Origin of the sequence: Massilia scottii (genome assembly GCF_030846495.1) — a bacterium.
Lineage (GTDB): Bacteria > Pseudomonadota > Gammaproteobacteria > Burkholderiales > Burkholderiaceae_D > Telluria_A > Telluria_A violaceinigra.
Window position 1 is genome coordinate 469,683 of record NZ_JAVCWM010000002.1, and the last position, 12,991, is coordinate 482,673.

Below are 12,991 nucleotides of genomic sequence, written 5' to 3' on the forward strand. Positions count from 1 at the left end.
TCATTCGATCAGGATCGAGATTAGCAGACTCGTTTGAAATTGGCCATTCCCGTAACGCCGGATGGAAATTATCGTCAGCGCGTTGGCGGATTTCATCAGCGCGCCGAGGGTCGCCCCGGTCGCCTGCGCTCTGTTTGCCGCTGTCTTTACAGGTCGACCTTCACGCTCAGCTTGATGGTGCGCGGTGCACCGGCGGCCAGCCGTCCGCCGGCGCCGGCCCAGTACTGCTTGTCGCCGAGGTTTTCGACGTTGGCCTGCCAGGTGGTGCGTTTGCCCATGGTCCGGTTGACGTAGCGCGCGCCGGCGGTCCACAAGGTGGTGCCGCCAAGCCAGGCCTGGTTCAGGTCATTGACCGGACGGCGGCCCGTGTAATACATGCCGCTGTTAAGCGACAGGCCGGGCACGGCCTCGTCGAAGGCATACGAGAGAAAGGCGCTGGCGGTCTGCTTCGAGGCGTTTTCCGGCAGCTTGCCGTTGTAGCTGGCGTTGATGCCGGCGAATTCCGGCTGCAGGAACTGGGCCGACGTTTGCCACGCCAGCTGGCGCGTCAGCTGGCCCTGGGTCGCCAGCTCCACGCCGCGGTAATGCTGTTCGCCGTCGGCCACGAACACGTTGGCGGCGTTGGTGTAGTAGCCGGGCCGGTCGATGTCGAACAGCGCGGCCGACAGCAGGGTGCCGCCGGCGCTGCGCCAGCGCATGCCCAGCTCCTTTTGCTTGCTCACGCCGGGCGCCATGCGTTCGCCCTGGTTGACGGTGCCGGCCGGACCAGGCTCGCCTTCCTCCAGGCCTTGTGCGGCGGAGGCGTAGAACGACAGCTCGGCCAAGGGCTTGTAGATCACGGCCGCCATCGGCGTGGTCTTGCTGGCCGCGTAGTCGTTCACGCCCTGCGCGCTGCGGTAGCGCACCTTGCGCGCACCGGCGATGAGCTGCCACTGGCTTGACAGTTCCATGCGGTCGATGGCGTACAGGCCGTCGTCGCGCGTTTCGAGGGCGGCGGTGGTCGGGTTGGCCGGGCGCGCGGACCAGGTGATGTTGCCGATGGCGGTGGGGTGGTACAGGTTCTGCGCGGCGACCGCGTAGTTGCTCTGGTAGATCGGGTCCTGGGTCTTGTTGGTGCGGCTCACGCCAACCGTCATCTCGTGCTTGATGGCGTCCGTGCTGGCGGTGCCGAACAGCTCCGCGCGCACGATATCGGAATCGACCACGCTGTGTTGCGAATTGCCGGCGATGCGGCCGGCGCCCGTCGCCACGGCGGCGGCGTTCGTGAAGCGGAAGATCGCCAGGTTGCGTTCGCGCGCCACCTGCGAGCGGCCGCCTTCGAGCGTGAGCGCCCAGCCCTCGGCCAGCGCGTAGTCGGCACGCAGGGCGACGCTTTTGCTGGTGGCGTCGAATTTGGCGATGTCGGGGCCGACCAGACGCGCCGGGTCCACCGCGCGCGGCAGGGCGATCACGCCATTGACGGCGGCGGGCAGCGCCACGCCCACTTCTTCGGTTATCTTGCGGCGGTCGTATTCCAGGTCCGCCTTGAGCAGCAGGCGGCTGTCGACGCGCCAGTCCAGCGCGGCGGAGGCAAAGCGCCGGCTGCCGTCGCCGACGTTGTCGAGGAAGCTGCCCAGCGCACCAGCGGCCGCGTTGATGCGCACGCCGAATTGCTGCTGCTGTCCGAGGCGGCGGCCGATATCGACAAAAGCCCAACATTTTATGCTAAATGAGAATCATTAGCAATTAAGTGGGCCTGGCTCTGATCCGCGCCGGCGGGCTTGGTATACTGCCCGGATTTATACGCACAGGGTCATACGATGGCGCAACCGCTGGAACTACGCGCACACGCGCTGCAGTGCTTACTTGAACCCGATCCCGGCACCAAGACCGCGCTCATTGCCGCGCTGGCGCAGGCGCATCTGGCCGCCGGCTGGGTGGTGGACAATGGCGCCGTGTTCGAGGTGACACGTCCGATTCCGGGGCGCCCGGAGCGCCCGCTGCTGGTGCCGCCACGCCTGGTGGGGCGGCGTTCGATGGTGACGGTGGAAGGGCGCGCGATGCTGGTTCATTCGCTGGCCCACATCGAATTTAACGCGATGAACCTAGCGCTCGATGCGCTCTGGCGCTTCCCGGACCTGCCGGCGGCGTACTACACCGACTGGCTGCGGGTGGCAAAGGAAGAGGCTTATCACTTCTCGATGCTGGCCGAGCACCTGCAGGTGCTCGGTTACCAGTACGGCGACTTTCCGGCGCACGACAGCTTGTGGGAGATGGTCGAGAAAACCAAGGGCGACGTGGTGGCGCGCATGGCGCTGGTGCCGCGCACGCTGGAAGCGCGCGGACTCGATGCGATTCCGCCGTTGCGCGCCAAGATCGCGCAGGCGGGCGACATGGCGGCGGCAGCGATCCTCGACATCATCTTGCGCGACGAGGTGGGTCATGTGGAGATCGGCAACCGCTGGTACCGCTATCTGTGCGATCAGCGCGGGCTCGATCCGCAGACGGCGTACGCCGAACTGGCGCTGCGCTACGAAGCGCCGGTACTCAAGGGGCCCTTCAACATCGAGGCGCGGCGCCGGGCGGGGTTTACCGAAGCCGAGCTGGCGGTGTTCTCGTAGTTAATCGAGGAGTGACACGCGCCGCTGCGGCCTTCATTGTCCAATAACCGATCAACTGACACTGGGGAACTATCCAACGTGAAAATTGCGGCACGAAGAATATTCACGCTCGCAGAAAGCATTTCAGCGACAATATGAGAGCTGGCTGTAAAGATTGCGTGCACGAGCGGCATGGCGGCAACCCCGCCATATCGGTTCCATTCCGGCATAGTAACTATTCAGCCGCTACGCGGCTGAATAGTTACCCTGGTGCAAAGGAAGCAGGTGCATTCTGAACAGGCCCGCCGGTCAGCAGAATCAGTTTTTGCGCATGGGAGCTTACCTCGTGGGACATATCATTTTCGTCGGGTTGCATTTTCTACGGCGCAATCTTATTCTCTTCGCCATCATCGTCCTGATTCTTGCCTCCGGCAAATGGATTGGGAACGAGTGGCGGCAGCTGCAGGCCTTGGTCGCCGAATTGCCAGCCCTGCGCGCCGCCCACCACGATGTGCAAGAGTTGCGCGCCGTCAGGGCGGATGCGATGACACGGCAGCTCAAGCAATTTTCTGGCGCAACAATTCAACAGATCGACGCACAGCTGCGCGAGATCGACCGCCAAATCGCGGCTGCTCAACTTACCCAGGAGCAAGGTTCTATGCCATTGGCCGTGCTTGGAGGCCACGCTTCCATGTTGGCGCAACTGCGGCAGCAGGCAATACGGGCAGTCGAACTCGAACTTCTGCGTCAGGCAAGACATTATCTGCTCTCGGCGCGGGCGCATGCATTGGTCCTGGACAACCGACAGGCCGCCACGACCAAACGGGAGCAACTACGACTGGCCCATATCCAAGTGTATGCGCAGCTTGGCCGTGCGCGACAGGAACTGACCAGTATCCAGACGCAATCTGGCTGGCTGGCTGGCATACCGGGGACGGCTGGATATCGCCAAGTGCGCCAGCTGCGCATCGACATCGACCGCCTGCTGCTGGCCAATGAGCAAGCCTTCCGCGATTTTCGCGCGCAGCAATCCCTTCTTGATCGCCTGACCCTGCCTGCCGGCCTGACCACGTTTCATTTCGATGAACAGCGACTCGACCAAGCCGTCGCCGCCCTGCGAGCGCCATTGCTGCGGGCCGAATCGCTTGCCGCGCGCAGCCTGCTGTGGCGCGGCTACCAGGCTGCATTGCCAGTACTGCCGCTCGCGCTCGGCGTACTGATCGGTTGGTGGCTGGTACCGCTCTGCGTGCGCACGCTGTTCTACTTCGTTCTGGCGCCGCTGGCGGCACGCCGGCCGCCCATCGTGCTCGGTCCAGTCGCCCAGGCCATTCCCTGCGCGGCCCTGAGGTCGGCCGTGTCGCTGACGGTGGTGCTCGCGCCTCGTACCGAGATGCGTATCCGTCCGGACTACTGCCAGAGCCAGCCAGCCGGTGTTGCAGTGCGCACCACAGTGCTGTTCGACTGGCGCCACATCATGACCAGCATGGCAGCCCAGCTGTGGATGCTCAAGCGCCTTCGCGCCGTGGACCATGCGGAGGTGGTGGTATCGTCAACGCGAGATGCCCTGGTTGAATTGGCGCTGCTGGAGCTACCTGCCGGTGCATCCTTCGTTTTGCAGCCGCGCGCGCTGGCGGGGATCCTGTTTCACCCTGACCAGCGTCCGCGCATACGCAGCCACTGGCGGCTTGGGACGCTGCATGCATGGCTCAGTTTGCAGCTGCGGTACCTGGTCTTTGAGGGGCCGGCGACTTTGATTGTCAAGGGATGCAGAGGAGTTCGACTCGAAGCGGCCATCACAGGCCGCTCGATCAGTCAGGATGCGACGCTTGGATTTAGCGTGCACGCCCTCTACTCCACGGTGCGCGCCGAACCATTCCTTCCCTACCTGCGCGGCAGGCAATCGCTATTTCACGATCACTTTCGTGGAGTCGATGTTTGTTACCTGTACGAGGAGGTGCCGCGCCACTCGCGCTTGGACAGGGGCCCCAGAAGTGCGCTCGATGTCCTCGCCGATGCTAGCCTGAAGGCATTTGGAATCTGATGGGGACTGGCGTTGACTGATCTCGCACATCGCTTCAAGTTGGCCCCTCCGCCAGCCAATCGAGCGCTTCACGCTCGAGAATGTTATTCAGTGTAATATTTCAAAGCTGCAACAGTCGCTGATATACTGCCCCGTTTCCGTAGCAACTGGGAGCAGGATATGCTGGCGATTTTAAGAGAATGGTTCGACTTGCGGCACGATCAGGATGAGAGTGAGGTCATTGATCGCAGCATTCGCGGCGGTGCGCGAATCGGCGGCACCAATCTGTGGGTGCTTTTCTTCGCGATCCTGATCGCCTCGGTTGGGCTGAATGTGAATTCGACGGCCGTGGTGATCGGCGCGATGCTTATTTCACCGTTGATGGGGCCGCTGCTGGCGATTGGGTATGGGGCGGGCACCAGCGATTCCCGCCTGATCAGAGATGCCGGGCGCGGGTTGGCGGTGTTCGTTCTGCTTAGTGTCGTGACTTCCACCGCATACTTCTACCTCAGTCCGTTGTCGGAGGCCCATACCGAGCTGCTGGCGCGTACCTCGCCAACGCTATGGGATGTGTTGATCGCTTTTTTTGGTGGATGTGCCGGCATCATCGCCCACACCCGCAAGGATATCTCGACGATTATTCCTGGCGCCGCCATTGCTACCGCGCTGATGCCGCCGTTATGCACAGTCGGGTACGGCCTTGCGAATGGTCATTGGAATTTCGCGGCCGGCGCGGCCTACCTGTTCGTGATCAATGCCTTCTTTATTGCGCTGGCCACCTATCTGTTCGTCAAATTGCTACGCCTGCCAGAGCACAAGGAAGCCGATCCCGGCCGGCGAGTCCGCGTGCACGTTGCAATTGGGCTTTGCATGCTGATGCTCACCGTGCCGAGTGCCTTTCTGGCTTACCGGCTGGTACAGGACCAGTTGTTCCTGGCGGCCAGCAAGGAGGTTATTGCCACACTTGAACGCCAGGAAGGTGTACTGGTATTGTCGAAAGAGACTTCGCTGGCTCAACGCCGTCTTTCTATCGTCGTCGGTGGTGATCCGGTCCCGCCAGCTGAACAAGCGCGTCTGCAGCGCCGTTTGCAAAGCAAGGGATTTGTCCAGGCCACGCTGCAGCTACGCAACGTGGGGGAGAAACTTGATGTCGCAGCGCTTCGGGAACAGTTGCGTCGGGAATTACAGGCGGATCGAGCAGGACCTGAAGCTGTCAGGGACGAAGCACTCAGTGCCATGCGCATCGAGTTGGCGAAGACGACCCAACAGCGCGCCTTGCAAGCACAGCTTGTTAAAGAACTGCTGGCCGCATATCCCACTATTTCAACCATCGCGGTAGGCGATGGTGTAGGGAGGGCACGTGATGCGCAGTCACAAGGCCCTGTCTTAGTCCTTGCCATCGAGGCTACGCCAGCGCTCGCCTTGGAGGATCTGGCACGTATTCGCGCTGGTCTGGCGGCGCGCTTTCCGGATCGCGCCGTTGCCGTTCAGCAGGCTCTACAGCCGGCACCACCACGCCAGATTGCGAGGAACGGGAACCGGCGCTCCTCCTGAAGGCATGGCAGGCTGGATAAAGCGAGGTGTTGCGATCTCGGCCCTCCCGGCTCGCCAGGCAACAGGCCGCCCTGAGGATCGTGGTGCAATGATGTGCAATGAGCAAGATGCCGCGAAAACGGTGCATCTCATCATTTCCCCATGACCCGATTCACAACTTTCTGTCTTTCATCTATTAACTCTGAGCAACAGACAATCGACTTTGGCGAACCAGGTCGGAGAATGTCACTTCCCCGGACAATATGGCCTGGAAGGGGGGGATGCGCTACGAAGGCCGGTATGTTGTTGGTGACGGTTCGCAGAAACTGCTCGCTCTCTGCGAGGCGTTGCCCTGCGGCTTTACGTTCCGTGATGTCGCGCACAAAAGCGTTCGAGACATCGTTCTCGCCATCCTTGTACCCGGTCACCGACAACCCGGCCGAGAACGCGCTTCCGTCCTTTCTCAGTACGTGAATCTCGATCGTTCGCTTGATAACCGGTCCCGTATTGTCAAGTACAGCCTGCTCTAGCCCGCCACGCATCACACTAAACCCTGCCGCGGCGACGCACGTCACAACCAGCAGCAAGATCCCCGCCACCGTGGATGTGATTTTCTTCTGTCACTTCACCGGATTGAGCCTGCGTACTTGTCACCCGCAACGCCCCAGTTGCGAGCAAAATGAAACCTGACGCGGTGGTTGGCAGCATCGAATTGAAGCGCGCGACTTGATACAGCGGTGCCAATTCGAGGAGGTACCCGCGTCAGAACGGCCTGGCAATCGCGCTGCGCGAGCCGGGGCGGATCGAGCGCACGCTTTTTATCCTGGACTGGCTCCAGAACGTCGAGCTGCGCCGGCGCGTGCACGCGGGTTTGAACAAGGGGGAGGCGCGCAATGCGCTGGCCAGGGCGGTTTTCATTCACCGGCTGGGCGAGATCCGCGACAGGTCATTCGAGCAGCAGAGGTACCGTGCCAGCGGCCTGAATTTGGTGACGGCCGCAATCGTACTATGGAATACGGTCTACCCGGAGCGGGCGACAAAGCCATTGCGTGAGAAAGGCAAGTTGCCCGACGACGGGATGCTGCAATTCTTGTCGCCGCTGGACCGGGAGCGTATCAACCTGACCGGGGACTATGTTTGGCGCCAGCAGCGCAAAACCGAAGGCGGATTCAGAGAGCCGGGCAAGCGCCAGGCGCAGGGAATAATCTGGAAGCCTGGACTCAGGGTGATTGCAACTGGGAGAACGGATAGATTGCGGGGCGGCACGAGCGGCCAATCGCCTTAGCGCCCGATCTTTTCCGTTTTCCCAATCCGCCCCACTGAGCATGGGGTCTTTGCTGCCGACCCAAGGATCGCCGGTGGCGCGGCGATGGACGAGGCGTGCGCCGCGCGCGTCATCATGCACTCATGCCCAAGCTGTCAGTCCATTCACTACGGGAGGGGTATTGCCATGAAATTGAAGTTGATCGCAGCCGCACTGGCCTTGTCGGGCTGGCCGCCGTCAATCCGCTCAGTGTGCACGCGCTTCATCTGCGAGATGGGCTGCCGTCCGCCCAGGTCGAGGTGACCTCCGGCCAGCAATGGATCGCCTTGGACAATGGCCTCAGCAATGCCGACGGACGCATGCCCGCGCTATTGCCCGAGGGGGAACGCTTCGATAAAGGGATTTATCGGGTGACTTTCTAAACCGGCGCCTGGTTTTCCGCCAGGAAGACCGCCGGCCTCTTCCCCGAAGTGCCGGTGGTGTTCGTGGCGGACGGCACGGTGGGGCACTATCACATCCCCTTGCTGATCAGCACGTTCGGTTTCTCGACTTGGCGCGGCAATTGAGCCGCTGAACGCCGGGCCACCGCCGGGAGAGGCGCTCAACGCATCTTGAGCATGTCGGCCAGCGACCACTTGAGCGGCGCGCCCGCGGTGTCGGTGATGGTGGTCAGCTCGCCGAAGATGCGGCCCTGGACGTTATCGGGCAGGCGCACGAAGGCCGTGTTGCCGACGGCATCATCGCCGTGAACGAAGCCCCAGGTGAAAAATTTGATGGCGGCCACGGTGTTGTCGGGCTTGCTGCTGACCAGCGGGACGATGGCAAAGGTACTGGCCGTGATCGGCCAGCTGCCGGCACCCGGCTTATCGGTCAGCATTTCTTCGTAGGCGCCCTTGGTCGCCCATCCGCTATTGTTCATCGCCGAGGAAAAGCCGGCACCGGTTGGGGCGACGAACTTGCCGTCGCGGTTTTTCAGCATGGCGAAGTTCAGTTTGTTCTTCGAGACATACTGGTAGTCCACGTAGCCGATCGCGCCTGCGGTCTGCCTGAGCGCGGCCACCACGGATGCGCTGCCTTTGACGGGCGTCGTTCCCGCTACCCACGCAACGCTGTAGTTACTGCCGTAGGCCGCTTTCCAGTCAGGACTGCTTTTGCTGAGGTAATCGGTGAAGTTGAACGTGGTGCCCGAACTGTCCTGGCGCGTCACGACCATGATCGGCAGGGCAGGCAGGGCCAGTCCGGGATTGAGGGCTTGCACCTTGGGATCGTTCCATTTGGTGATTTTCCGGCTGAAGATGTCGGCCAGGAGCTCGCCGGTCAATTTGAGCTGTCCGCTGGCAACGCCAGGCACATTGATGATCGGCACAATGCCGGAGACGGCAGTCGGAAAACACAGCAGTTTGCTCGACTTGCGCTCGTCCGCGGACAGGAAAACGTCGGTGGCGCCGAAGTCCACCTTGCGGCTCTTGACTTGCTGCAAGCCGTCCGTGGAACTGCTGGACTGGTAGCTGACGCCCACTTGGGCGTACTTGCTGTACGCTGCGGCCATCGAGGTGTACAGGATTTCCGCGGCCGACGAGCCGGCGCCCGCCAACTGGTTCTGGGCAAAAGTGGCAGGGGACAAGACCACGAGGGCGGCAAAGATGATTTTATTTTTGAATGACATAGCGGTGTTCCGTATTCGGATATTAAGTATCAGGGTTGAGCTACGCACGGCATCGACGCCCGGGCGTTGGTGTGCCGGGGCGAGCGAGAAGCAGGGCGCGGGATAGTCGCTTTTCTCAGGCTACGCCGGGCGTAACGCGGGAATGTCGCAAGTGATGGACGCGGCGCATGGCCGGGACCGGATCGGAGCGGTTGCGGTGATGCTGACACGCTGGCCAGCCACCTTTTGGTAAGTGACTTCTAACAATAAACAATTCTACAGGGAAATAGGGGAAATGTGGGTTCTGAACGCGACTTTAGAAGAAAAGCTCGGAATTACGCGTTAATGACGGCATTATAGCGCAGGACGGGAAATGCCGTGAAATGCGTAAATACGCAATGATGTCATTTATGTCACGATATCTTGTCTTTGTATTGGCTGGAAGCTATTGTCTTCTGTGGCGGAAAAATGCTGCGGAAGGAGGCGGCCGCCGCTGCCGTGGAGCAGCAGGCCGACAGCCTGGCGCAAACGGCCAGCGTGTTCAAGCTGGCCGGCGCGCACGGTTAAGCGCCTCAGGCGTCCGCGGCGTCGCTCTCTTCGTCCTCGCCTTCGCCTTCTTCCAGAGCGTCGTCAGCCTTGTATTTGAGCCGCGCGGCGCTGCAGGCCGAGATGTCCAGGTCGTCGCGGATGCCTTTATAGGTCGAGATATGCAGCTTGCCCTCGGGGTGGGCGTACAGGTAGCGCACGTCGACCAGGGCGCCGACCGGGGGAATATCGACATTCGAGGAAATGGTGACCTTGCCCATGTCGACCTTGGCGCCAGCGGCGTCGAACACCACCACGTGCACGCTGCGCTTGCCCTTGGCCACCTGGTCGACCAGGAAGGTGCCGGTTTCGTAGAATACGTGCTTGAGCGCGTCGCCGCCCGAGGCCGGCCGTCCGTGCGCGTAGGTGGCGTTTTTCTTGCGAAAGACCACGCCTTCCCCGCGCTTTTGCCGGATGCGCTCGAAGGCCTCGGTCTTGGCCGCCGTGCCGCTGTAGACCGGTGACACCGACACGTTGGCGCCGGGCTTGACGGCCTGCGTGAGCAGCGCGTGGCGTTCCCCGAAGCCGAGCTCGTGCAATTTGCGTCCGCCCAGTTCGAGGATGTCGAAAATGCTCAGGCGCGGGCCCGGCAGCGCTTCGCCATCGAGGATGGTGCCGGCGGGCAGGGCCGACAGGTCGGCCACCACGCCCAGCGGCAGCGGCGCCGGGAAACCGTTGCGCTTGCTGCCGACCAGCTCGCCCGGCGCCTTGACCGACACCATGCGCCGGTGGCCATCGTCTTTTTCCTGCATCACCCAGTCGTCGTCCCGCAGCAGCCTGGCGGCGTGCTCGTCGGCGATGGGGTTGAGCAGCTGCGGCAGCACGCCGGTGAAGTCCGATTCCAGATCGGTGCCCTGGTAGGGCACGCCGGCGTCGTCCGGGCTGTAGCCTCCCTTGAGCTTGGTTCTGACGAGGGTGTCGTAGATGCCCTTCGCTTCGGCGTAGGGCAAGGGCGTGGCGGTCTTGGCCTGGTGGGTCAGCGCGCTGCCGCGCCGCCCGTTGCGGCCGTACACCACCCAGCCGCCGTCGACCGGGTCGAGGTGGCAGTGGTATTCCTTGTCGGTCGAGCCCTTGGTCTGGTACAGCGAGACTGATTCTTTTTCCATACATGTTCCTGTCATGTTCATTTAACCGTTGCGCCGGCGTCAGCCGTGTTGCGCGCCTTGCCGGCGCCGATGGTAAGATCGCGCCATGACAAATACACTTGCCCCAACCCTGCCGCCGACCCTCGTTCACACCATGCGCATGCCGATCCGGTGGGGCGACATGGACGCGATGGGCCACGTTAACAACACGGTGTACTTCCGCTATATCGAACAGGCCCGCATTTCGTGGTTCGACCTGGTTGCCTGCACCCCCGATCCGGCCGGCGAAGGGCCGGTCATCGTCAACGCCCACTGCTCGTTCCTCAAGCAGCTCAAGTATCCGGGCGAGATCGAGATCCGCACTTTCGTGGGACCGCCGGGTCGCTCCAGCTTCGAGATGTTCCACCAGATCCGGATGGTCGGTGCCGACGGCAATCCCGGCGAGCTGCATGCCGAGGGCGGCGCCAAAGTCGTGTGGGTCAACTTCCCGGCCGAAAAATCGGTGCCCTTGCCGAGCGCGATCTGCAAGTTGCTTCCACCGCAGAAGCTGTTGTCCAGCAAGTAATCCCGCCTTGCCCGGCAGTATCGTATCAGCCATTTGCCGTAAACGAAAAAAGCCCCTGAATTTATCAGGGGCTTTTTCGTTGCGCCGATGAAGCGCGTCGTCCGATAAGGGACCTTACTTTGGCGTGTTCAGCAGCGAGTGGCGGCGCGAATACGCAAAGTACACCACCATCCCGATCGCCAGCCAGATGCCGAAGGCAATCCAGGTGGTCTTGCTCAGGAAGGTCATCAGGGCCAGGCAGAAGATGATGGCCAGTCCGGGCACGATCGGCACGCCGGGGCAGCGGAAGGCGCGCGGCAGGTCCGGACGGGTCTTGCGCAGCACGATCACGGCCACCGACACCAGGCAGAAGGCCGCCAGCGTGCCGATGTTGATCAGCTCGGCGAGGACGCCCAGCGGTACCACGGCGGCGATCAGGCCGAACACGATGCCGACGATCCAGGTGGCGAAGAAAGGCGTGCCGTACTTCGGATGCACGCTCGACAGGCGTTTCGGCAGCAAGCCGTCGCGCGACATGGCGAAGATGACGCGGGTCTGGCCGTAGGTCATCACCAGGATCACGGTGGTCATGCCCAGGATCGCACCGAGGTCGACGAAACCGGCTACCCAGTTCTGTTTGGCGTATTGCAGGGCCAGCGATACCGGGTGGTCGACGCCGGCAAACTGCTGGTAAGGCACGATGCCGGTCATGATGGCCGAGACGATCACGTACAGGATGGTGCACACTACCAGCGAGCCGATAATGCCGATCGGCAGGTCGCGCTCGGGACGCTTGACTTCTTCCGCCGCCGAGGTCACCGCATCGAAACCGATGAAGGCAAAGAATACCAGCGCCGCGGCGCTCATCGTGCCTTGCATGCCGAACGGCATGAACGGCTGCCAGTTGGCCGGCTCGACATAGCGCGCGCCGACGACGATGAACAGCAGCACCACGCCGATCTTGATCACCACCATCACGCTATTGATGCGGGCCGATTCGCGCACGCCGAACGACAGCATGGCCGTCAGGAGCAGCATGATGATCAGGGCCGGCAGGTTGAACAGGGTGTCGACCCCGGGAACCGATCCGGGCGCGGCCGTGAGCGCGACCGGCAGCTTGATGCCGAAGCCGCCGAGAAGCGACTGGAAATAGCCGGACCAGCCGACCGAGACGGCCGAGGTGGCCAAGCCGTATTCGAGCAGCAAATCCCAGCCGATCATCCACGCTACCAGCTCGCCCATGGTGGCGTAGCTGTAGGTATAGATCGAGCCGGCCACGGGAATGGTGGAAGCGAATTCGGCGTAGCACAGCGCGGCGAAGCCGCATGCCATCGCGGCGATCACGAAGGATAGTGTCAGGGCCGGGCCGGCGGTGACCGCCCCGGTGCCGGTGAGGACGAAAATACCGGTGCCGACGATGGCGCCAATACCCATCATCACCAGGTCAAGCGGGCCAAGCACCTTCTTCAGCCCGCCAACCGCGCGGCTTTGCGCGACCATATCGTCCAGATTTTTTGTTCGGAAAAGGCTCATTCAATTGTCTCACTTAAAGTCTTTATGTTTTTAAGATGCCACCCGGGAGCTTCTTTACTGCCTGGGCGTACGACTGCTGCGCCCGCGATTGTAACGTACCGGGCGCGGTCATTGACGAGTTACAAGAGAAAAGATGGCAAAAAGGAAACAGGAGCGCAGAGGTGCGCGAGGAGAGCACGCGCCGGATGGACCTGGCGCGTGCC

10 protein-coding genes and 2 pseudogenes are annotated in these 12,991 nt (G+C 62.2%); 6 read left to right on the forward strand and 6 right to left on the reverse strand.

All coding sequences use genetic code 11. From position 1 onward, the window contains the following. Positions 1–146 precede the first annotated feature (146 nt). A complete protein-coding gene (locus tag RBA41_RS04060) occupies positions 147–1,643 on the reverse strand; it encodes a TonB-dependent siderophore receptor (protein WP_306621288.1) in 1,497 nt (498 codons plus the stop codon). A 156-nt stretch (positions 1,644–1,799) separates the two neighbouring features. On the opposite strand from RBA41_RS04060, the gene RBA41_RS04065 reads away from it, so the two are divergent. Then, positions 1,800–2,600: a ferritin-like domain-containing protein gene (locus RBA41_RS04065; RefSeq protein ID WP_306621289.1), complete on the forward strand. Its 801-nt coding sequence runs from the start codon at positions 1,800–1,802 to the stop codon at positions 2,598–2,600. On the opposite strand, the gene RBA41_RS33405 is transcribed toward RBA41_RS04065, so the two are convergent. Next, complete coding sequence (locus tag RBA41_RS33405; RefSeq protein WP_374709479.1) at positions 2,510–2,809, reverse strand: lantibiotic dehydratase C-terminal domain-containing protein; 300 nt, start codon at positions 2,807–2,809, stop codon at positions 2,510–2,512. The two genes, RBA41_RS04065 and RBA41_RS33405, sit on opposite strands and share 91 nt — an antisense overlap. 116 nt (positions 2,810–2,925) lie before the next feature. Between RBA41_RS33405 and RBA41_RS04070 the strand changes: the two genes are divergently transcribed. Next, on the forward strand, positions 2,926–4,620 hold the full coding sequence (locus RBA41_RS04070; RefSeq protein ID WP_306621291.1) for a coiled-coil domain-containing protein: 1,695 nt from the start codon (positions 2,926–2,928) through the stop codon (positions 4,618–4,620). Positions 4,621–4,779: 159 nt separating this feature from the next. Next, positions 4,780–6,153, forward strand: a complete 1,374-nt coding sequence (locus RBA41_RS04075; RefSeq protein ID WP_306621293.1) for a TIGR00271 membrane domain-containing protein — start codon at positions 4,780–4,782, stop codon at positions 6,151–6,153. A gap of 131 nt (positions 6,154–6,284) precedes the next feature. On the opposite strand, the gene RBA41_RS33410 is transcribed toward RBA41_RS04075, so the two are convergent. Continuing rightward, positions 6,285–6,674, reverse strand: a complete 390-nt coding sequence (locus RBA41_RS33410; protein ID WP_374709481.1) for a PAS domain S-box protein — start codon at positions 6,672–6,674, stop codon at positions 6,285–6,287. 212 nt (positions 6,675–6,886) lie between these two features. Between RBA41_RS33410 and RBA41_RS04085 the strand changes: the two are divergent. Continuing rightward, positions 6,887–7,417: pseudogene (locus RBA41_RS04085) on the forward strand (Tn3 family transposase); the annotation flags it as partial. A gap of 122 nt (positions 7,418–7,539) precedes the next feature. Then, a pseudogene (uraH, locus tag RBA41_RS04090) lies at positions 7,540–7,962 on the forward strand (hydroxyisourate hydrolase). A gap of 35 nt (positions 7,963–7,997) precedes the next feature. Here uraH and pstS read toward each other — a convergent pair. Together pstS and RBA41_RS04100 are read right to left on the reverse strand one after the other, a co-directional pair. Next, positions 7,998–9,062 (reverse strand): phosphate ABC transporter substrate-binding protein PstS, encoded by a 1,065-nt coding sequence (pstS, locus tag RBA41_RS04095; RefSeq protein WP_306621299.1) that lies wholly within the window; start codon positions 9,060–9,062, stop codon positions 7,998–8,000. A 551-nt stretch (positions 9,063–9,613) separates the two neighbouring features. Then, positions 9,614–10,732, reverse strand: a complete 1,119-nt coding sequence (locus RBA41_RS04100) for an ATP-dependent DNA ligase (RefSeq protein ID WP_306621301.1) — start codon at positions 10,730–10,732, stop codon at positions 9,614–9,616. A gap of 85 nt (positions 10,733–10,817) precedes the next feature. On the opposite strand from RBA41_RS04100, the gene RBA41_RS04105 reads away from it, so the two are divergent. After that, positions 10,818–11,276: an acyl-CoA thioesterase gene (locus RBA41_RS04105; RefSeq protein ID WP_306621303.1), complete on the forward strand. Its 459-nt coding sequence runs from the start codon at positions 10,818–10,820 to the stop codon at positions 11,274–11,276. Between the two features lie 114 nt (positions 11,277–11,390). On the opposite strand, the gene bcaP is transcribed toward RBA41_RS04105, so the two are convergent. Then, positions 11,391–12,788 (reverse strand): branched-chain amino acid transporter BcaP, encoded by a 1,398-nt coding sequence (gene bcaP, locus RBA41_RS04110; protein ID WP_306621305.1) that lies wholly within the window; start codon positions 12,786–12,788, stop codon positions 11,391–11,393. Positions 12,789–12,991: the final 203 nt, after the last annotated feature.